The 19,542-nt window shown below is 62.1% G+C and carries 18 protein-coding genes, 1 tRNA gene and 1 riboswitch; of the genes, 6 read left to right on the top strand and 13 right to left on the bottom strand.

Annotated features, from left to right (window positions below):
* Nucleotides 1-62: 62 nt before the first annotated feature.
* A complete protein-coding gene (locus NKJ90_RS08555; RefSeq protein ID WP_031259774.1) occupies nt 63-1,094 on the top strand; it encodes an Hsp33 family molecular chaperone in 1,032 nt (343 codons plus the stop codon).
* 41 nt (nt 1,095-1,135) lie between these two features.
* Here the strand turns inward: NKJ90_RS08555 and apaG are convergent, their stop codons facing one another.
* On the bottom strand, nt 1,136-1,528 hold the full coding sequence (gene apaG, locus NKJ90_RS08550; protein ID WP_023758044.1) for a Co2+/Mg2+ efflux facilitator ApaG/CorD: 393 nt from the start codon (nt 1,526-1,528) through the stop codon (nt 1,136-1,138).
* Nucleotides 1,529-1,780: 252 nt separating this feature from the next.
* Here apaG and NKJ90_RS08545 point away from each other — a divergent pair, with 252 nt between their 5' ends.
* Nucleotides 1,781-2,932 (top strand): ceramide glucosyltransferase, encoded by a 1,152-nt coding sequence (locus NKJ90_RS08545; RefSeq protein WP_023758043.1) that lies wholly within the window; start codon nt 1,781-1,783, stop codon nt 2,930-2,932.
* Nucleotides 2,933-2,946: 14 nt separating this feature from the next.
* Here NKJ90_RS08545 and NKJ90_RS08540 read toward each other — a convergent pair whose 3' ends face one another.
* Complete coding sequence (locus NKJ90_RS08540) at nt 2,947-4,134, bottom strand: O-succinylhomoserine sulfhydrylase (protein WP_023758042.1); 1,188 nt, start codon at nt 4,132-4,134, stop codon at nt 2,947-2,949.
* 57 nt (nt 4,135-4,191) lie between these two features.
* Nucleotides 4,192-4,269, bottom strand: a riboswitch (SAM riboswitch).
* 82 nt (nt 4,270-4,351) lie between these two features.
* On the opposite strand from NKJ90_RS08540, the gene NKJ90_RS08535 reads away from it, so the two are divergent.
* Nucleotides 4,352-5,446: a 2'-deoxycytidine 5'-triphosphate deaminase gene (locus tag NKJ90_RS08535; protein WP_023758041.1), complete on the top strand. Its 1,095-nt coding sequence runs from the start codon at nt 4,352-4,354 to the stop codon at nt 5,444-5,446.
* A gap of 99 nt (nt 5,447-5,545) precedes the next feature.
* Nucleotides 5,546-6,319 (top strand): ABC transporter substrate-binding protein, encoded by a 774-nt coding sequence (locus tag NKJ90_RS08530; protein WP_023758040.1) that lies wholly within the window; start codon nt 5,546-5,548, stop codon nt 6,317-6,319.
* A gap of 158 nt (nt 6,320-6,477) precedes the next feature.
* Here the strand turns inward: NKJ90_RS08530 and araD1 are convergent, their stop codons facing one another.
* From araD1 to chvE, 4 genes are all read right to left on the bottom strand, one after another.
* Nucleotides 6,478-7,470 (bottom strand): AraD1 family protein, encoded by a 993-nt coding sequence (gene araD1, locus NKJ90_RS08525; protein WP_023758039.1) that lies wholly within the window; start codon nt 7,468-7,470, stop codon nt 6,478-6,480.
* Between the two features lie 203 nt (nt 7,471-7,673).
* Nucleotides 7,674-8,966 carry a multiple monosaccharide ABC transporter permease gene (gene mmsB / locus NKJ90_RS08520; RefSeq protein WP_023758038.1) on the bottom strand — a complete coding sequence of 431 codons (1,293 nt, stop codon included), beginning with the start codon at nt 8,964-8,966 and terminating at the stop codon, nt 7,674-7,676.
* Nucleotides 8,963-10,495, bottom strand: a complete 1,533-nt coding sequence (mmsA, locus tag NKJ90_RS08515; protein ID WP_023758037.1) for a multiple monosaccharide ABC transporter ATP-binding protein — start codon at nt 10,493-10,495, stop codon at nt 8,963-8,965. Before mmsA ends, mmsB begins: the two co-directional genes overlap by 4 nt.
* Nucleotides 10,496-10,618: 123 nt before the next feature.
* Nucleotides 10,619-11,689: a multiple monosaccharide ABC transporter substrate-binding protein gene (gene chvE, locus NKJ90_RS08510; protein ID WP_023758036.1), complete on the bottom strand. Its 1,071-nt coding sequence runs from the start codon at nt 11,687-11,689 to the stop codon at nt 10,619-10,621.
* A gap of 312 nt (nt 11,690-12,001) precedes the next feature.
* On the opposite strand from chvE, the gene NKJ90_RS08505 reads away from it, so the two are divergent.
* Nucleotides 12,002-12,991, top strand: coding sequence for a LysR family transcriptional regulator (locus tag NKJ90_RS08505; RefSeq protein ID WP_023758035.1), 990 nt, complete (start codon nt 12,002-12,004; stop codon nt 12,989-12,991).
* A gap of 7 nt (nt 12,992-12,998) precedes the next feature.
* On the opposite strand, the gene NKJ90_RS08500 is transcribed toward NKJ90_RS08505, so the two are convergent.
* From NKJ90_RS08500 to NKJ90_RS08475, 6 genes are all read right to left on the bottom strand, one after another.
* Nucleotides 12,999-13,072 (bottom strand) — tRNA-Gly (locus NKJ90_RS08500).
* Nucleotides 13,073-13,255: 183 nt separating this feature from the next.
* Complete coding sequence (locus tag NKJ90_RS08495; RefSeq protein ID WP_023758034.1) at nt 13,256-14,140, bottom strand: PDZ domain-containing protein; 885 nt, start codon at nt 14,138-14,140, stop codon at nt 13,256-13,258.
* A gap of 194 nt (nt 14,141-14,334) precedes the next feature.
* Nucleotides 14,335-15,816, bottom strand: a complete 1,482-nt coding sequence (locus NKJ90_RS08490) for a hypothetical protein (protein ID WP_023758033.1) — start codon at nt 15,814-15,816, stop codon at nt 14,335-14,337.
* 38 nt (nt 15,817-15,854) lie between these two features.
* Nucleotides 15,855-16,289, bottom strand: coding sequence for a GtrA family protein (locus NKJ90_RS08485; protein WP_245266474.1), 435 nt, complete (start codon nt 16,287-16,289; stop codon nt 15,855-15,857).
* A gap of 10 nt (nt 16,290-16,299) precedes the next feature.
* Nucleotides 16,300-17,001 (bottom strand): class I SAM-dependent methyltransferase, encoded by a 702-nt coding sequence (locus NKJ90_RS08480; RefSeq protein ID WP_023758031.1) that lies wholly within the window; start codon nt 16,999-17,001, stop codon nt 16,300-16,302.
* Nucleotides 16,994-17,983: a glycosyltransferase family 2 protein gene (locus NKJ90_RS08475; protein ID WP_198032193.1), complete on the bottom strand. Its 990-nt coding sequence runs from the start codon at nt 17,981-17,983 to the stop codon at nt 16,994-16,996. The genes NKJ90_RS08480 and NKJ90_RS08475 overlap by 8 nt, the downstream gene beginning before the upstream one ends.
* 276 nt (nt 17,984-18,259) lie before the next feature.
* Here NKJ90_RS08475 and NKJ90_RS08470 point away from each other — a divergent pair, with 276 nt between their 5' ends.
* Nucleotides 18,260-18,523: a DUF6460 domain-containing protein gene (locus tag NKJ90_RS08470; RefSeq protein WP_023758028.1), complete on the top strand. Its 264-nt coding sequence runs from the start codon at nt 18,260-18,262 to the stop codon at nt 18,521-18,523.
* Here NKJ90_RS08470 and NKJ90_RS08465 read toward each other — a convergent pair whose 3' ends face one another.
* The gene (locus tag NKJ90_RS08465) at nt 18,524-19,429 is read right to left on the bottom strand and encodes a histone deacetylase family protein (RefSeq protein ID WP_023758027.1); all 906 of its coding nucleotides are present in this window, start codon (nt 19,427-19,429) and stop codon (nt 18,524-18,526) included.
* Nucleotides 19,430-19,542: the final 113 nt, after the last annotated feature.

Below are 19,542 nucleotides of genomic sequence, written 5' to 3'. Positions count from 1 at the left end.
GCCTATTTGCGCCGCATCACGCAAATCAAGCGCGTTTCGACGCATGCTCCCGAGAGGGCGGCATGGCCGCGCCCTGGAGCTTTGTTATGTTGGAAACCTATCGAGTGACTGAACATCACCCCAAACTCGGCGAATTCGGCTACGCCGGCGACGATCATGTCGTGCCCTTCGAAGTCGGCCCGCTCGACGTGCGCGGCCGCACCGTCCAACTCGGGCCGATGCTCGATGCCATCCTCAGCCGCCACGATTATCCCGAGCCGGTCGCCCGGCTGCTGGCGGAGGCGTGCGTGCTGACGGTGCTGCTCGGCACCTCGCTCAAATTCGAGGGCAAGTTCATCCTGCAGACCCGCACCGACGGGCCTGTCGACATGCTGGTCGCGGATTTTTCCACGCCCTCGGCGCTGCGCGCCTATGCACGTTTCGATGCCGACCGGCTGGAGGCGCTGGTCGCGGCGGGCGAAACGTCCCAGCAGACCCTGCTCGGCACGGGCGTGCTGGCGCTGACCATCGATCAGGGCGCCCACACGCAGCGCTATCAGGGTATCGTCCAACTCGACGGCGAGACGCTGGAAGATGCGGCGCGTACCTATTTCCGTCAGTCGGAGCAGATTCCGACCGATCTCAGGCTGTCGGTGGCCAAGCTCTTGACGCCCGGCCCGGGCGGCACCCGTGAGCAGTGGCGCGCCGGTGGCATCCTGGCGCAGTTCCTGCCACAGTCGCCCGAGCGCATGCGCGTGCCGGATCTGCCGGGCGGCGATGGCGATCCGCGCGAGGAGATCCACGATCCGGCCGACAATTCCTGGCAGGAGTTGCTGGCGCTGCTCGGCACCACCGAGCCGACTGAACTGATCGATCCGACCATCGGCGCCGAGCGGCTGCTCTACAGGCTGTTCCACGAGCATGGCGTGCGCGTTTTCGGCGGCGTTCCGGTCGCCGACCTGTGCTCGTGCTCCCGGGACAAGATCCGCGGCATCCTCGAGGGTTTTTCCGCCCAGGAGATCAAGGACAGCACCGAGGACGGCGGCATCCACGTCGCCTGCGAATTCTGCTCGAAGCAATATGACTTCGACCCGGCGGAGTTTGCGGCGCAGTAGAGTGTCCCTTCCTTCTCCCGTATAGCGACGGGAGAAGGACGCTAATTCACGGTCCGACGCGTCCCCGGCAGGTCGAGTGAAAATGCGGGGATGGCGATGTCGAACGTCTCGCCCCGCTTGTTGCGCATCGTGTAGTGCCCGACCATGATGCCGGACGGTGTCGAGAGCGGGCAACCGGACGTGTACTGGTAGCTGTCGCCGGGATTGAGTTCGGGCTGGTCGCCGACGACGCCGGGGCCGCGTACCTCTTCGACCCGCCCAGTGCCATCGGTGATGTGCCAATAGCGCGACAACAGCTGGACGGAATCGTCCGACTGATTGTCGATCGTTATCTGATAGCCCCAGACATAGCGGTTCTCGGACGGATCCGAGCGATCCTCCAGATAGAACGGCCTGACCTGCACTTCGATGTTGCGCGTGACGGCGCTGTACATAAGCGGCTCCAATACAATCCGGCAACTTTCGGCGCTCCGTGGTGGCCGGTCAACGGTGCGCGTCCTATCGTCGCGGTCTGCAGGGCAGGTGCCGGCAAAGAATGTCATTTAAGTGACACGTGACAATGATCAATGATGGTGTGCGCCAATCAATGCCGCGCGACTCGGGCGCTCTGTCGAACTGTTGAGATCAGTCGTCATGCCGGCTAGATTGTTCTGGCGGGCCGGTTTTTCTGGAGTTACCGGATCTCGATGGAACTCACTCTCGTAGTCGCCACGCTTTCAATTGCTCTCATCCTCTCAAATCTCGCCAGCATCGTGCTTGCGGCTTCGCGTCTGAAACGGCGCCGCGCTATGGCGCCGCCGGCCGGCAAGCCGCGGCCGGTGTCGATCGTCGTGCCGTCGCGTGGCGTTGAGCCGTTCACCCTCGAGACGTTGGAGCGCGCCTTCTCGCTCAACTGGCCGCGTTACGAGCTGATCTTCTGTGTTGCCCATGCCGACGATCCAGTGGTCAGGCTGATAAACAGGGCGATTGCCCGGTTTCCCAAGGTGCCGGCCCGGCTGCTGGTCGGCGACGACCGTATCAGCGCCAATCCGAAGCTCAACAATTGCGTCAAGGGCTGGGAAGCGGCGCGGCACGACTGGGTTGTCCTGGCCGATTCCAACGTGCTGATGCCGAGAGACTACGTCCAGCACCTGATGGCTGCATGGCGACCCAATACCGGCCTTGTCTGCTCGACGCCAATCGGCTCGCGACCGGCCGGCTTCTGGGCTGAAGTCGAATGCGCTTTCCTCAACACGCTGCAGGCGCGCTGGCAATATGCGGGCGAGGCGCTTGGGCTTGGCTTTGCCCAAGGCAAGAGCATGCTCTGGAACAAGCCGATTCTCGATGCCAATGGCGGCATTCGCGCGCTGGCCGCCGAGATCGCCGAGGACGCCGCAGCGACCAAGCTGGTCAATGGCCTCGGCCTGCGCGTCAATCTCGTCGCCGCGCCCTTCGAGCAGCCGCTCGGCCGGCGCACATTTGGCGAGATCTGGTCGCGCCAGGCCCGTTGGGCGCGCCTGCGCCGCGTCACCTTTCCGCTGTTCTTCACGCCTGAAATCCTGACCGGCGCAGTGGTGCCGCTGGTGCTGGCGCTGATCGCGGCGGCAAGCGGAGGCATCAGCCCCTGGGCAACCGCCATTGCCGTACTGGCAGCCTTCTACCTTCCCGAGTGCGTCCTGGCCCGGTCAAAGGGCTGGTGCCTGTCGCCACGCATGGTCGCGGCGATGGCCACGCGCGACCTGATCCTGCCTGCGATGTGGGCGCGCGGCTGGCTCGGCGGTGCCGTCGAGTGGCGCGGCAACGCGATGACCATCGGCACCAAGGCGGCCAAGCTGGAAGAGACGCCATCCGGCGCCTGAAAGCCAAAGGCTTGCTATTTGGCCTTTAGCGCCTGCGCGATATCCTCAAGCAGATCTTCGGTGTCTTCCAGGCCAACCGACAGTCTGAGCGTGCCCGGCCCGATGCCGAGTTCGGCGCGCGCCTCATCGCTCAGGTTCTTGTGAGTTGTCGTCGCCGGATGGGTGATCAGGCTCTTGGCATCGCCGAGATTGTTGGAGATCAGCACGATGTCGAGCGCGTTCTGCAAGGCGAAGGCCGCCTGCTTGCCGCCTTTGACATCCAGGCAGATCAGCGTCGAGCCGCCCGACATCTGCTTCTCTACGACATCAGCCTGCGGGTGGTCGGCGCGGCCGGGATAGATGACGCGGGCGATTTCCGGCCGCTCGGCCAGGAAATCCGCGATCTTGCCGGCGCTTTCCGTCTGCTGGCGCACGCGCAGCGGCAGCGTCTCCAGGCCCTTCAGCAGCGTCCAGGCGTTGAAGGGCGACAGGCTGGGCCCGGTGTGGCGGAAATAGTCATGCAGGTTCTCGTCGATCCACTTCTTGTCCGACAGGATGACGCCGCCGAGACAGCGCCCCTGGCCGTCAATGTGCTTGGTCGCCGAATAGACGACGATGTGGGCGCCGAGTTGCAAGGGCTTCTGTTGCAAGGGCGTGGCAAAGACATTGTCGACGATCAGCCTGGCGCCGATGGAATTGGCGAGCGAGGCAACCGCGGCGATATCGATCACCTCCAGCGTCGGGTTGGTCGGGCTTTCCAGAAAGAACAGCTTGGTGTTCGGCTTGACCGCCTTTTCCCAATTGGCGATGTCGGTGCCGTCGACCAGCGTCGCCTCGATGCCGTATCTTGGCGCCAGCGTCTCGACCACCCACCGGCAGGAGCCGAACAGTGCACGGGCCGCCACGATATGGTCGCCGGCCTTGGCGCTGCACAGAAGCGCTGCCGTTACCGCAGCCATACCGGAGGCAGTAGCGCGGGCGTCCTCGGCGCCCTCGAGCGCGCACATGCGCTTTTCGAACATGTCGACGGTCGGATTGGCGTAGCGCGAATAGATGAAGCCCGGCTCCTCACCCTTGAAACGGGCTTCGGCGGCCTGCGCCGTTTCGTAGACGTAGCCCTGGGTGAGGTAAATCGCTTCCGACGTTTCGCCGAAACCGGAACGCAGCGTTCCGCTGTGCACGAGTGCCGTCTGAGGCTTCCAGTTGCGCTTGTTGGTGCTCATCGCTCTTCTTCCAGACACAAAAAAACCGGCCGCGAAAGTCGCAACCGGTCCATACGGCCTTGCGGCCCGACGGTCCTTTAGCGACTTGTTTAACGTGGCTGCAAGCCGACCGGCCAAATCACCACGGGATAACGACCCTTTAGACCCGCGCCACGCTTGCGTCAATTGCCGGCTTGATTAAGAGGTTTGTACCAGCGGCGTTGCAGCGGAGTCAGCTTTGCGGCAAACAGGCATTCTTCCCGATCAGGACATTTCGGCGCTCTTCCAGTCCGGCGCGCTGAAGTCGGCGCGTGCGCTCGATGCCGACCAGATCCAGCCGGCCAGTCTTGATCTCCGGCTCGGCGACAAGGCCTGGCGGGTGCGTGCCTCCTTCCTGCCGGGTCCCAACCACAAGGTTTCGGAAAAGCTTGACCGGCTGAAGCTGCATGAGATCAATCTGACCGAGGGCGCGGTGCTGGAGACCGGCTGCGTCTATATCGTGCCCTTGCTCGAAAGCCTGGCATTGCCAGCCAAGATTTCGGCCTCTGCCAATCCCAAGAGCTCGACCGGGCGGCTCGACATCTTTACCCGCGTCATGACTGATCGCGGCCACGAGTTCGACAAGATCGCCGCCGGCTATCAAGGCCCGCTCTTTCTGGAGGTCAGCCCGCGCACTTTCCCGATCGTCGCGCGCACCGGTTCGCGACTGTCGCAGATCCGTTTCCGCACCGGCAATGCGCTGCTGTCGGAAGCCGAACTGCACCAGTTGCATCGCGCGCAGATATTGGTCGCGACGGATCCGCCCAACATTTCCGGCGGCGGCATCGCGCTGTCGATCGACCTGAACGGCGATCAAAGCGGTCTGGTCGGCTACCGCGGCAAGCATCACACCGGTCTCGTCGATGTCGACAAGCGCGCCGCGCAGGAGGTCGTCGACTTCTGGGAGCCGATCCACAAGAGCGGCGCTGGCGAACTGGTGCTCGACCCCGATGAATTCTACATTCTTGTGAGCCAGGAAGCGGTGCATGTGCCACCGCTCTACGCCGCCGAGATGACGCCCTTCGATCCGCTGGTCGGCGAATTCCGCGTCCACTATGCTGGCTTCTTCGATCCGGGCTTCGGCCATTCGGCGTCCGGTGGCACCGGCAGCCGGGCGGTGCTCGAAGTGCGCAGCCACGAAGTGCCGTTCATCCTCGACCATGGCCAGATCGTCGGCCGGCTGGTCTACGAGCACATGCTGAAGCGGCCGCAGGCGCTCTATGGCACCGATCTCGGCTCCAACTACCAGGCGCAGGGTTTGAAGCTGTCAAAGCATTTCCGCCCCGCGCGCTGAACCCATTACCCACAGGCAAAATACTTGCCTGGGCTGGCTCGCCATGCTTGGTTGCCTTCCTGGTCGTCAAGCTGGCGGCGTTCAAGGGGAACCAAGAAAATGCAGATTTCGAAATGGATCATATCGGCAGCAGGCGCTGCCATGCTGGCGATGGCGGCTGGCTCTCTGTCGGTGCAGGCAGCTGAGAAAATCAAGATCGGCACCGAGGGCGCCTATCCGCCGTTCAACACCATCACCTCGGACGGCAAAGTCGAAGGCTTCGATATCGATATCGCCAACGCGCTCTGTGCGCAGATGAAGGTCGAGTGCGAAATCGTCACACAGGACTGGGATGGCATCATTCCGGCCCTGCAAGCGAAGAAGTTCGACGCCATCATCGCCTCGATGAGCATCACCGAGGAGCGCAAGAAGCAGGTCTCCTTCACCAACAAATACTACACGACACCGCTCGCTCTGGTGGCGCCGAAGGACAGCGACCTCACCTCGACCGAACCGGCGGCGCTTGCAGGCAAGACAGTCGGCGCCCAGGCCTCGACCACTCAGGCCGACTATGCCCAGAATACCTATGGCAAAGCGGGCGCCGAGGCCAAACTCTACCCGACCCAGGAAGAAGCGATCACCGACCTGACCAACGGCCGGCTTGACGCCGTGATCTCGGACAAGTTCGTGCTGATGGACTGGCTGAAGAAGGCAAGCGAGGGCTGCTGCAAGCTGGTCGGCGACGTCAAGGGCACGGAGACACAAGCCGGCATTGCCGTCCGCCTGGAAGACACGGCACTGCGCGACAAGCTCAATGCGGCCATCGACGCGATTGTCGCCGATGGCACCTACAAGAAGATCCAGGCTAAGTATTTCGACTTCGATATCTATTGAAGCAGAAATCTCCCCCCTTGAGGGGGAGATGGCCGGCAGGCCAGAGGGGGTCGGCTCGACCGGATGCAACCTTCTTGCGACAGATGGAGGTTGGCGCTTCACGCGAGGCACCCCCTCTGTCGCCTTTGGTGACATCCCCCCCGGGGGAGATCACCCTTTCAAAGCGCCTTCACCGCCACCTTCACCGGCTGTTCGATCTCGAGCGGATTGCGCAGCGGCAGGCCGAAATCCTTGGCCTCGATCTCGAACACGTCGCCCGCTTCAGTACTGATGCCGTCGGCGAAGGACAGCGTCGCCGTGCCGAACATGTGCACATGCACGTCGCCCGGCTGGCGGAAAGCCGCATATTTGAAGTGGTGATGTTCGAGATTGGCGATCGTGTGCGACATGTTCGCTTCGCCGGACAGGAACGGCTTTTCCCACAGCACGTCGTTGTCGCGCACGATGCGCGAGGTGCCTCTGATATCGGACGGCAGGTCGCCGATCAGGATCTCCGGGCCGAACGAAGCGTTGCGCAGCTTGGAATGGGCGAGAAAGAGATAGTTCACGCGCTCGGTGACGTGGTCGGAAAACTCGTTCGACAGCGTGAAGCCGACGCGGAAGGGCGCGCCATCATCGCCGATGACGTAGATGCCGGCCACCTCAGGCTCTTCGCCGGCGTCGTTGGCGAAGGCCGGTGACAGGAGCGCCGCGCCTGGCGCCACCGCCATCGTGCCGTTGCCCTTGTAGAACCATTCCGGCTGCACGCCGATCTGGCCTTTCGCGGGCTTGCCGCCGTCCAGCCCCATGCGAAACATCTTCATGGAATCGGTCAGCTGCTCCTCGCCGTCGGCGCTGAGCTTCTTGTGCATGGAATCGCGTGTCGCGGCCGAACCCAGATGCGTTAGCCCGGTGCCGGTCAGGTGCAGATGCGCCGGGTCTGGATGGTTGATCGGCGACAGCAGCCGGCCCTTCTTATAGGCGGCCTCGAGATCGACCGTTTCGCCAAGCCCCTTGCGCTCGATCAGCGCGACGAGGCCGACGCCGGTGCGGGCGGCCTCCATCGCCAGCGAGTACACGCTGCGGGCGCCATTGATGATCCGGGTCTTGCCGCCGTTGCGGGCAACGACACGGATGGTCTCGGCGTCATCGAGAATCTGGGAGATCAGCATGATGGATCCTCTCTCATTTGTCTTGGCCCGGTTGCCATTTGGCAAACCTTAACCTGCGCGGCTCGGATCTCGCCGCGCCACGGGTTGAACTCTTCGTCCGGATTGCGCTCGCGGGCCTGGTCCTTGAAGGACTTCTTTACGCCGGCAGGTTTACCAGCAGCGCCGCGATCGTTTGCCTCCTGCTTGCCTCGCCTAAAACCTGTTCAAGCCTTGTTCTTGTTGTAGACGTCGAAGATCACGGCGCCGAGCAGCACCAGGCCTTTGACCACCTGCTGCCAGTCGACATTGACGCCCATGATCGACATGCCGTTGTTCATCACGCCCATGATGAAACCGCCGACAACCGCGCCGATGACCTGACCGACACCGCCCATCGCCGAGGCGCCGCCGATGAACACGGCCGCAATCACGTCGAGCTCGCTGCCGAGGCCGGCCGCCGGCACAGCTTGTCCCAGCCGCGCCGCTATGATCAGGCCGCCAAGCGCAGACAGCACGCCCATATTGACGAACACCATCAGCGTGAGCCGCTCTGTCTTGATACCCGACAGCTGCGCCGCCTTGGCGTTGCCGCCCATTGCATAGATGCGGCGGCCGATGGTCATGCGCTTGGTGACGAAGACGAACAGCGAGATCAGCACGCCCATGACGAGCAGCACCACCGGCAGGCCCCTGTAGCTGGCGAACTGGTAGACCAGGAACAGTGCCAGCGCGCTGCCAACCAGCGTCTTGATGACGAACAGGGGAAAAGGCTCGGCCTCATAGCCATGGCGTTCGCGTTTGCGTCGTGTGCTCAGCCCGAAATAGGCGTAGGCCAGCACAGCGATCAGCCCTAGCACGATCGTCGTCATGTGCAGCGTCAGTCCGCTGCCTATGATGGTCTTGCCGGCCGCGTTCACCGTCGGCGGGATAAGCGTCAGTGGCCCGATGACATCCGGGATAAAGCCGGAGCTGAGCGCCTTGAAGCCGTCGGGAAGCGGTCCCACCGAGGATCCGCCGCCCAGCAGCGCCTGGCAGATGCCGCGGAAGATCAGCATGCCGGCCAGCGTGACGATAAAGCTCGGTATTCGGTGATAGGCGATCCAGTAGCCTTGCGCCGCGCCGATCGCGCCACCCACGATGAGGCAGATGATCGACACCACCAGCGGATTGCTCAATGGGCCGAGCGGCCAGATGACCATCATCATCGCTGCCAGTGCGCCGATGAAGCCGGCGACGGAGCCGACGCTGAGATCGATGTGGCCGGAGACGATCACCAGCAGCATGCCCAGCGCCATCACGATGATGAACGAGTTCTGCTGCACCAGATTGCTGAGGTTCACCGGCTTGAACAGCGTTCCGGAGGTGGTGAACTGGAAGAACACCATGATGGCGATCAGCGCCAGTATCAGGCCGTATTCGCGCAGGTTCGTCGTCAGCGCCGAGACGGCGATACGGGGGCGCTGCTGCACGTCTTCGGCAACGCTGCTCTGCGGGGCGGGGGCGCTTTCTGTACTCATGCTGCTTTTCCTTCTCCCCGAACGATGGCGCGCATTATTTTTTCTTGGCTGGCGTCCACCGCGGGCATTTCGCCGACGATGCGGCCTTCGTTCATGACGTAGATGCGGTCGGTGATGCCGAGCAGTTCTGGCATTTCCGACGAGATGACCACGATCGCCTTACCTTCGGCGGCGAGGCGGGCGATGATCGTGTAGATTTCATATTTGGCGCCGACATCGATACCGCGCGTCGGCTCGTCGAGAATCAGCACTTCCGGGTCGGCGAACAGCCATTTCGACAGGACCACCTTCTGCTGGTTGCCGCCGGAAAGATTGCCGGTCATCTGATAGACGCTGGAAGCGCGGATATTGGTCTTCCCGCGATAGTCGTTGGCGACGGAGAGCTCGCCCAGGTCATCGATCACGCCATGGCGCGACACGCCGCCGAGATTGGCCAGAGTGATGTTGTGCTTGATATGGTCGATGAGGTTGAGACCGAAGGTCTTGCGGTCCTCGGTGACGTAGGCAATGCCGTGTTCGACTGCCCTGCTCACCGAGGAAACATCGATCGGCTTGCCCTTGAGCAGAACTTCGCCAGTGATATGGCGGCCATAGGAGCGGCCGAACAAGCTCATCGCGAATTCAGTGCGGCCGGCGCCCATCAATCCGGCAATGCCGACCACTTCGCCCTTGCGCACATTGATGTCGATGCCCTTGATCACCTGCCGCTCGGCGTGGAGCGGGTGATAGACCGACCAGTTTTTCACTTCGAACACGACCTCGCCGATGTCAGGCTCGCGCGGCGGATAGCGGTCGTCGAGCGAGCGGCCGACCATCGAGGTGATGATGCGGTCTTCCGAGATGTCCTTCTTGGCCAGCGTCTCGATGGTACGCCCGTCGCGGATGACGGTGACCTTGTCGGCGACCCGGTTCACCTCGTTGAGCTTGTGCGAGATCAGGATCGAGGTCATGCCTTGCCGTTTGAATTCGAGCAGAAGGTCAAGCAGCGCCTGGCTATCCTTTTCGCTGAGCGATGCCGTCGGCTCGTCGAGGATCAGCAGCTTGACTTCCTTGCTCAGCGCCTTGGCGATCTCGACCAGCTGCTGCTTGCCGACACCGATATTGGTGATCAGCGTCTTGGGGTCCTCCTTGAGGCCCACTTTCTTCAACAGGGCGCTGGTGCGCGCCTCGTTGGCATTCCAGTCGATGACGCCGTATCTGGCGTGCTCGTTGCCGAGGAAAATGTTTTCGGCGATCGACAGCATCGGCACCAGGGCAAGCTCCTGGTGGATGATGACGATGCCCTTGTGTTCACTGTCGTGGATGCCTTTGAAGTGGCATTCCTGGGCGTTGAAGATGATCTGGCCGTCATAGGTGCCTGTGGGATAGACGCCCGACAGCACCTTCATCAGCGTCGACTTGCCGGCGCCGTTCTCGCCGACCACGGCGTGGATTTCGCCTTCCTCGACGCTGAGGTTGACATTCGACAACGCCTTCACGCCGGGGAACGTCTTGGTGATGTCGCGCATCTCCAAAATCGTCGAGACCATGGGGACTACCGCTCCTTGAGAGGTCGGCAAACACTGCCGGCGAGGTCGGTGAACAATACCGGGCTCGCTGGTTAACGAAAAGGGGCCCTGCGTTGCGCAGGACCCCTGACTTTGTAACCGGGGTTACTTCAGTTCGTCGGCCTTGATGTAGCCGGAGTCGACGACCAGTGCCTGGTAGTTCGACTTGTCGACGTCATGTGGCGTCAAGAGGATCGAGGGGACGACCTTGACGTCGTTGTTGTAGGTCTTTTCATCAAGCCCGTCCGGCTTGCCGCCCGAGAGCACCTTGTCGACGAGCTGGACGGTCGCCTTGGCCAGTTCACGGGTGTCCTTGAACACGGTCGAGTACTGCTCGCCCGAGATGATCAGCTTGACCGAGGCGGTCTCGGCATCCTGGCCGGTCACAACAGGCCAGGGCTGTGCGTCCGTGCCGTAGCCGACAGCGCGCAGCGAGGCGGTGATGCCGCGCGACAGGCCGTCATAGGGCGACAGAACGCCATCGACGCGGCTGCCGTCCGAATAGTTGGCCGACAGCAGATTGTCCATGCGCGCCTGGGCGGTGGCGGCGAGCCAGCGCAGCGTGCCGACCTTGTCCATGCCGGTCTGGCCGGACTTGATCTTGACCGAACCGTCGTCGATCAGCGGCTGCAGGACGGATATCGCACCGTTGTAGAAGAAGAAGGCATTGTTATCGTCCGGCGAGCCGCCGAACAGTTCGACGTTCCACGGCTTGGTATTCGGGAAACGCTCCTTGAGGCCCTTGACCAGCGAATTCGCCTGGATGACGCCGACGCCAAAATTGTCGAAGGTGGTGTAGTAGTCGACATTGCCGGTCTTCTTGATCAGGCGGTCGTAGGCAACGACGACGACGCCCGCATCAGCGGCCTTTTGCAGCGCATCCGACAGGGTGGTGCCGTCGATCGAGGCGATGATCAGCGCCTTCGGCCCCTTGGTGATCTCGTTTTCCAACTGGCTGAGCTGGTTGGGAATGTCGTCCTGTGCGTACTGCAGGTCGACAGTGTAGCCGAGAGCCTCGAGCTGGGACTTGACGGCGTCGCCGTCATTGATCCAGCGCTGCGAGGTCTTGGTCGGCATCAGCACGCCGACGAGACCCTTGTCGGCTGCATGCGCCGAGTAGGTCATGGCAGCGATGCCAAGGGCCGCGACTGCGGCCAGTGTCTTGATGATTTTCACTATAACTCTCCCTGGTTGATGGACGCGGCACCCCGGGGGTCGCGGGCCGCGCAATCGTGCAGAAGTGCCAAAGCACTGCTGCCGTCATTTGGATCTCCGGTATCCTCCCATGGCCCCGAGGCGCTGATTTCAATCGATACGATTTTTCTCGTCATCGACCGTCACGTCTCGGAACGCGCGAAGGGTGTGATCCTTTGCCATAACTGTCAAATGCGATCTTTGATGGTTGCTATATCACATTTGGTATGCACTAAGAGGCGAGATCGACCGGCGCGTTCTCCGGCGACGGTAAGGGCAAGTAGGGGAAACGCAATGCCTGCGCTGCGGAATTCTGGTTCAGGTTCAAACCGTTACAAAGAAAAACCGGGCGATGGCGAAACCCTTCTGCGCAGCGGTCTCAGTCTACGTCACATGCGAATGATCGTCGCGCTCGACGACCATGGCCGGGTCAGCGCGGCGGCCCAGGTGATGAACATTTCGCAGCCGGCGGCCTCGCGCATGATCGGCGAGATGGAGGCGGTGCTGGAGGTCAAGCTGTGCGAGAGACTGCCGCGCGGCATAACCTTGACGCCCTACGGCAAAGCTTTGGCCAGGCGCGCGCGGTCGATCCTGCAGGAGATGCGCGAGGTCGATCGTGAGATTTCCGAGCTCAAGGCAGGCAAGGGAGGGGCGGTGTTCCTGGGTGCCGTAACGGCGCCGGCGATCGAGCTGGCGGTGCCGGCAATCCGCGAAATCCGCCGCATCTATCCGCGCATCGAGATCACCATGCAGGTCGAAACCTCCAACGTGCTGGCGCGCGAGCTGATCGCCACGCGCCATGATTTCATCATCGCGCGCATCCCCGATGATCTCAACCCGCGGCTGTTCGAGTCGCGCGTCATCGGCGTCGAGAAGGCCTGCCTGATCGTGCGCCGCGGCCATCCGCTCACCAAGGGCGAGCCGGTGCGGCTGGAAGACACCGCCGCCTATGATTGGGTTTTCCAGTCGGGCGGCTCGCCCTTGCGCCAGGCGATGGAGAGCAATTTCCTCAACCGCAACATCGCCTTGCCGGATCGCATCCTCAACACCAGCTCACTGCTCTTGACCCTGGTCATGGTTGCGCAGTCCGATGCCATTGCGCCGGTATCGATCCAGGTGGCGAAGTTCATCCAGAATCCCGACGGGCTGGCCGGCGCCATCGATGTCGTCCAAACCGAATTCGACATTGAGGTCAGGCCCTACAGTCTGATCACTGTGAGGAACCGCGCGCTGTCGCCAGCCGCCAAGATGCTGCACGATTTCATTCTGAGAGAGGTGGGATGACAGCAGCTGGAGCGGGTAGCGGGAATCGAACCCGCGCGTTCAGCTTGGGAAGCTGACAAGCTACCATTACATCATACCCGCGCGCGTTCTGGTTATCATGACGGCACAGGCTCGGGCAACCGCAAAGCCGCCCGAACCCAAGCCAGTCGCGTCAGACTGGGTGCCAGCATCGGCAAGGTGACAAATTAACCCGAAGCGATTGCCGTGCGCTCGAACCCAACATCTGAATATCTCTGCCGATCCGGTAGCCGGCAGGCTGGCGGATTACTCGTCGTCACCGCTATCGTCGCCACCGCCGTCATCCCCACCGCCGTCATCCCCGCCGCCGGAATCATCGTCGCCGGAACTGTCGTCGGCGGCATCGCCATCGTCGCCGCCGTCGGAATTGTCTTCCGCGGCGGGAGCATCGGTGTCGTCGGTTCCGGAAGCCTCTGCCTGATCGCTCGGCTCCGTCGCCGAATCGCTCGCGCCGTCAGCTGTTGCGTCCGCTTTGCTGTCCGAGCTCTCGTCGGTAGCCTCGCTGTTGGCCTCGGAGGTGAATTCCTCGGAAGAGGCGGTCGCCTCCACCGTCGTCTCGGATGATTCGTAGGTGGCAGTCATCTCCTGGCTATATTCGCTGTAGAACTCCGAATAGCTGAAGGCAGTTGCGACAGACCAGCTTGTCCACGTCGCGACAGTGACGACATCGACGGCGGTTTCGTAGCTGCTAAGCGTGATCGTGCCATTGGAGTTGTAGGACTTGCCATCGCGATAGCAGTCGAATCGGAAGTCGGATTTGCCTGCTTTGGCCCAATGGTAGACCACCGTATCGACATCGATCGGCTTGTAGATCTTGTGGCCGTGGACCTTGGCAATCACGTCGCCAGGCTTGATGCCTTGCTTTTCGCCGGTGCCACCAGGCTTCACCGACAGCACAAGGACGCCGTGGGCGTGTGGCTTGAGTTTGAACTCCTTGCGTACAGTGCCATTGATCGGCAGCAGGACCGCTTCGATCGCCCTGGAAATATAAGGCTTGGGCAGCTTGACATCGCCGTTGAGCGCGTATGCGTTTGTCGAATAGGAAATCGGAATTGCTGCCAGATGCAGCGCCCAGGCCAGACTGAAAACGGCCTTGGAAAATTTTCCGGCCCGTCGCTTTAACATGAACATAATTGACGTCATCCCCTGTGGGATGCCAGCCCTCCAGCATCACCAGCCGGCAGCGTTAGCATGAATTAGCTAGGCATGAAGTTAACGTCGACGACTTTCCGGGACTATTTCTCTGATTTTTCTGACGATCAGTGCATGCCGCATGCCAAGGTTCGAATGCTGGCGAAGCCGGTTCGCGCCGGCACGCGGCACGATCAGGCGCCGGGCAGGTAAATCACCGCGTAATCATCCGCATAGGCCCGGTTCCAGCCAAGCTGGTCGAAGAAGGGGATGCGGCTGTCGCCGGTCGACAGCAATGCCCAGCCTATTGCGTATTTCTTCAGCCGGGCTTCGAGGAGCGGCTTGCCGTCGCTGTGTCCCGTCTCGTCATCGGTTTTTGTGAAACCGCCCAGAAACAGCTGGTCCGTCCGCCCGTCGATATAGGTCTTGATCCCGTGGAAAATCAGCGTGCCGCCGAAATTGTAGGAATTCAGCACGTTGCCGGACAGATGATGACTTTCGGCGAATGCCAGCGCCCCGCTGGCCGACGTCTTCGGGCTCGGCGTGACCTGGTAGGCGCTGCCGAGCACGGCGACCGCGACGATCAGCAAAACGGCTGCCGCGCCGCAGATCGCGTAGAAGCGCCTGGCAAGGAATTTTTCCAATCCGTCGCGCTTGTCCACCAGCCACGTGGTGGCCGAAAGCCGGGGAAATTGCTGTGCGACCTCGACTGCGATCACCAGGGGAATCAGCAGGAAGAACAGATACATGAAACGCACATGGGCGAGATAGACATGCAAGGTGAAGACGACGAACAACGCCTTGACCCAGCCAATCCGCAACCGTGACACCAGAAGCCCGAAAAGCGCCAGCAATATCGCAGCTTCCTGGACGGGGCTGTCCGGCTGGCTGAACGGTTTCCATTCCGTGATCAGCGACACCGCCTCGTTGCCGTAGGCCACGCCAAGCGTCGCCAGGATGGCCTGGACGCCATAGGGGTGGATCAGGCTGACCAGCGGGCAAAGCAGGCCGAAGGCGATCCATTTCGCCAGGAGGGCGGGTTTTGACATGCCCGTGCGCGCCAGCAGATCGAGACCGGCGAACGCTGCGATGACGAAGCTCAAGGTGAAGGTGGCGTGCAGGTTCGCCCACAGCACAACCAGCACAAGCGACCACCAGGGCGGCGCCCGTTCTTCCCTTGCCGCACCAAATAGCACCGCAGTCCAGATGACGATGATCGGGAAGGTGAGGACATGCGGACGCGCCGTAAAGATCGGGTTGATCAGGAACATTGCGGCGAAGGCGAGCGTAATCGCCAGGATCGGCTTCAGCCACGCGCTGAGAAACCACCCCATCAGGAAAACCGTCAGCGAAATCGAGGCGATGATCAGGGTGACCACCCCGTTCCAGCCTGCTGCCCGGTAGGCAAGGGCCAACAGGACCTGGCCCAGCCATTCCTTGGCAATCCATGGCTGGCCGGCAAAAGTGTGGGAATAGGGATCGACTGTCGGGAATGTCCGGTTTGCCAGGAAATCCAGCCCGACCTTCACTTGCCACCAACTGTCGGGATCCTGCAGGGTGGAAGCCGCCTGCGCAGCCAGTGCTCCCGCCATCGCCCAGGCTGCGAGCAGGCAGAAGATCAGCCTGTTCCGATCGTTGTATGTGGCGGCCGCCATGCTGGCCTGAGCGTCGTTCATGGTGCGCCGCCTCTAATCGTTTCCGATGACAGTTTGGTTCAAGGTGTTCGACTGGCCGGCTGCCGCCGGGGGCCATCGGCCACCCTAACCGTCCGGTCGGCGCTGTCGTCTCCGCCACCCACGAACACGAAGCGGGCCGAACCGAGGTAGAAGACAACCGAATAGACGCAAATGCCCGCGAGGTGGACCAATGGGTTTTCGAAGATGCCAGCCGAACGGGCGGCGATCACGACGGCCAGGTTGATGCTGTAGGCGACCAGAAAGACGCTTCCATAGCGCAGCGCAGTTCCGGGCCGGAAGCCATCGGCTCTGCGGAAGGTCCATTGGCGGTTGAGGAAGAAGCCGAGGACAAGGCCTGCGGCATAGCCCGAGGCGTTGGCAACGATATCGCCCAGACCCAGCGCAAGCCCGGCCAGAATGACCGCGTATCCCAGCGCCGTGTTGAACAGGCCGACGGCGCCAAATCGCAGCATCCTCGGGACGTCAAACGGCAGGCTTGACCACATGCGCAAAATATTGGGCTCCGACAGGTACCTTGGTGAGGAAACGTTCGAATGGCCTCAGCCTCGCAAGCAGTCGAGGGAAGAAAATCCGGTAGATGATCCTTGTATTGGCAAGGCCTGCCTGGGCAATACGCCTGCGCATCTCGCGGGAGGTTATCAAGACCGCGTTTTCGTCGAAGGTGCAGTTTCTCACCGCGTGCGTGGTCAGCGGGTTCCACGGATTGTGCTCGAAAACAAAGAAGCTGCCGCCATCGGCCAGCACCCTGCCGATCTCCGCGAGCAGCCCGATCTGCAGGTCCTCGGGAATGTGATGGAAGACGCAAGCCGCGAAGGCGAGGTCGAAGCTGCCGTCGGCAAAAGGAATTGTCGTGCCATTGAAATGCGTGAAGGCGGCCAGGCCGGGAAAGCGCTTGCTGGCGATGTCGAGCGATTCCCGCGAAGGATCGAGCAAGGTGATCTCCGCGTCGGGAAACGCGTTGCGCATATGGCCGAGCGAATTGCCGACACCGGCGCCGAAGTCAAGGATGCGCCGGGGTTTCACACCAGTCCGCCGCAGCGTCGCGGCAACGTCGTCGATCTTGTACTTGGCGAAGAAATCCGGCGTTTCGCCGCTCAGCCTTATGCTGGCGGCATGCTGCTCCTGATATTCCCGCGCAAACTGGTCGAACTCCGCCTCAAGCACGTGCGGCCCTCTTTGCCATCTCCTGCAGGCGATGGACGGGCAGTTCCTCGTCCTCGGCTGCCTGGCTGCGCGAAACGACCTCGTTGACGAAGTAGAGCGGCCTCCGCTTTGTCTCCATGTACATGCGCCCGAGATACTCGCCGAAGATGCCAAGCACCATGAGCTGGATGCTGCCGAGGATCAGCATGATCGCGGCAAGGCTGGTCCAGCCGGGCAGCACGTTTCCGACCGACCATTCCAACAGCGTGTAGCCGAGCACGAACAGACCCAGAAGCCCGAACATCATTCCGAGCAGCGAGGCGAACCGCAGGGGCGCGATGGAAAAGCTGGTCATCGCGTCGATCGCCAGAAGAACCATCCTTTTCAGGGGATAATGGGTGGTGCCGGCAAAGCGCCGGTGCCGCTCATAGGGGAAGGCCACCTGTTTCAGCCCGATCCAGCTCACCATGCCGCGAATGAACCTGTAGCGCTCGGGCATCGCGTTCAGATGGTCGAGCGCGCGGCGGCTCATCAGCCGGAAATCCCCGGAATTCGGCGCGATCTCGACGTCGACCATGCGGCGCAGCAAGCGATAGAACATCGAAGCGGAGGTGAGCTTGAACCAGCTTTCCCCGTCGCGGCTCAGCCTCTGGCCGTAAACGACATCGAAGCCTTCGTTCATCTTCGCCATCATCGCGCCGAGCAATTCAGGCGGATCCTGTAGGTCGGCATCGAGAATGAGAATGCGCTGGCCGCGGCAGAATTCGAGCCCCGCGCTCAACGCGATCTGGTGGCCGTAGTTCCGGGCAAGGTCGATGGCGACGACGTGATCGTCCTTTTCGGCCAGCTTGAAAATAGCATCTCGCGAGCCGTCGGTGGCGCCATCGATGACAAGGACGATCTCATACGAGGAGCCCTGTTCCAGACATGCCGCCGTCACCCGTCGATGCAGTTCGGCCACCCCGTCCAGCTCATTGTAGCATGGGACGACCACCGACAGCATGACGCCGCGTCGCGCGGTGTTTTTCTGCGTCTCCACCAAAGGCCTTGCTCCCGCTATTCGATTGGCAATAGCGGCAATTGGTTAGAAAACAGATAAGCCAGCGGGATCGGACGTGTCCATTGGCCGGCTGCCACGTCTTGGCGCTGCTTGCGGCCACGCCAATGCCTCGCTCGAGGTGTTCGCCATCCGCAAAACTGCCGGCTTGAAGCCGGCAAGCCAAGTGCGTATGTCAGGCTGACGCCCTCGAGTCTGGGTGCTTCTATCTGGAGACGGGCCTTGTCCGCACTGACACGCTTTCTCGGCGACTCGCCGCTCAAGGTGATCCTGAAACTGCTGGTCGCGTCGTTCCTCGTCGGCCTGGTCATGAATGCCTTCGGCTGGTCGCCGATGGATGTGTTCTACGGCATCCGGAAGTTCTTCATCGACCTGTGGAATCTTGGCTTCCACGCCATCGACCGCTTCTTCGGCTACATCCTGCTCGGTGCGGCGGTCGTCGTGCCGGCCTTCATCCTGCTGAGGCTTGCCAACTATCGGAAGTAGCTACCGGGCATAGTCCGACGCCACCTCGAACAGCATGGCGTGCCTCGCCGCCAGGGCGGGCACGTCCATGGAATAGCCGCCGCCGATGACGCCGCAGACGGGAATGCCCTGCGCGCGAAAATGGCGGATGACCATATCGTCGCGCCTGCGTAGCCCGTCATCCGATAGCGACAGCCTGCCAAGCCGGTCTTCGGCATGGACGTCGACGCCAGCATTGTAGAAGACGATGTCCCAATGCGCTTTGGCGGACAGTTCCGGCAGGGTGGCGGCGAGCCTTTCCATGTAAGCGGCGTCACCCGTGCCGTCGGGCAGCGCGACATCGAGGTCGGAGGCGACCTTGCGCACAGGGTAGTTGCGGTCGCCATGCATGGAAAAGGTGAACACGCGCGGATCGTCCGCGAGAATATCCGCCGTGCCGTCGCCCTGATGCACGTCGAGGTCGACCACCAGGATGTTTGTGGCGGCGCCTTCGGCGAGCAAGACCAGCGATGCGACGGCAACATCGTTGAAGGTGCAAAAGCCCGCACCTTGCGCACGCCTCGCATGATGACTGCCACCGGCGGTGTTGCAGGCGATGCCGTGGCGCAGGGCGAGCCGCGCCGCCAGCACCGTGCCGCCGGTGGCAAGCTGCGCGCGCAGCGAGACACGCGGGGTCACCGGGAAACCGATCTCGCGCTCGATCTTCTCGGGCACGGAGCAACTGATGACCTGGTCGACATAGTCGGCCGCATGAGCAAGCTTCAGCCATGACGCCGGCGCGGGTTCCGCGGAGTTGAGCGCGTCGGGCCCGGCCAGTCCGCGTGCGCGCAAGGTATCCATCAGCAGCGGGTATTTGCTCATCGGAAAGCGATGGTTGACCGCGAAGCCGGCGTCGTAGTCGGGGTGATGGACGATCTGCAAAGGCATGAACTGGATCCGGCGGGCTCGCGCCAGACCGGGTAATTCGGTTGGCCTTCGCGGGAAGAGTGATTGCGCGATGCCGGGAAAATGGGGCACACCGGCGGTTCGATCAAGCCGCA

This window comes from Mesorhizobium sp. M0051 (genome assembly GCF_040323235.1).
Classification (GTDB): Bacteria; Pseudomonadota; Alphaproteobacteria; order Rhizobiales; family Rhizobiaceae; genus Mesorhizobium.
The sequence above is the reverse complement of the archived record's forward strand: the minus strand, read 5'-3'. Positions and strand labels throughout refer to the sequence as shown.

Coding starts and splice junctions, on each gene's coding strand:
- NKJ90_RS08545 (WP_023758043.1), top strand. CDS start 1,781: ATGGAACTCACTCTCGTAGTCGCCACGCTTTCAATTGCTCTCATCCTC.
- araD1 (WP_023758039.1), bottom strand. CDS start 7,470: ATGCTGATCTCCCAGATTCTCGATGACGCCGAGACCATCCGTGTCGTT.
- NKJ90_RS08555 (WP_031259774.1), top strand. CDS start 63: ATGGCCGCGCCCTGGAGCTTTGTTATGTTGGAAACCTATCGAGTGACT.
- NKJ90_RS08490 (WP_023758033.1), bottom strand. CDS start 15,816: ATGAACGACGCTCAGGCCAGCATGGCGGCCGCCACATACAACGATCGG.
- NKJ90_RS08485 (WP_245266474.1), bottom strand. CDS start 16,289: ATGCTGCGATTTGGCGCCGTCGGCCTGTTCAACACGGCGCTGGGATAC.
- apaG (WP_023758044.1), bottom strand. CDS start 1,528: ATGTACAGCGCCGTCACGCGCAACATCGAAGTGCAGGTCAGGCCGTTC.
- mmsA (WP_023758037.1), bottom strand. CDS start 10,495: ATGGTCTCGACGATTTTGGAGATGCGCGACATCACCAAGACGTTCCCC.
- mmsB (WP_023758038.1), bottom strand. CDS start 8,966: ATGAGTACAGAAAGCGCCCCCGCCCCGCAGAGCAGCGTTGCCGAAGAC.
- NKJ90_RS08465 (WP_023758027.1), bottom strand. CDS start 19,429: ATGCCTTTGCAGATCGTCCATCACCCCGACTACGACGCCGGCTTCGCG.
- NKJ90_RS08495 (WP_023758034.1), bottom strand. CDS start 14,140: ATGTTCATGTTAAAGCGACGGGCCGGAAAATTTTCCAAGGCCGTTTTC.
- NKJ90_RS08530 (WP_023758040.1), top strand. CDS start 5,546: ATGCAGATTTCGAAATGGATCATATCGGCAGCAGGCGCTGCCATGCTG.
- NKJ90_RS08475 (WP_198032193.1), bottom strand. CDS start 17,983: ATGCTGTCGGTGGTCGTCCCATGCTACAATGAGCTGGACGGGGTGGCC.
- NKJ90_RS08540 (WP_023758042.1), bottom strand. CDS start 4,134: ATGAGCACCAACAAGCGCAACTGGAAGCCTCAGACGGCACTCGTGCAC.
- NKJ90_RS08505 (WP_023758035.1), top strand. CDS start 12,002: ATGCCTGCGCTGCGGAATTCTGGTTCAGGTTCAAACCGTTACAAAGAA.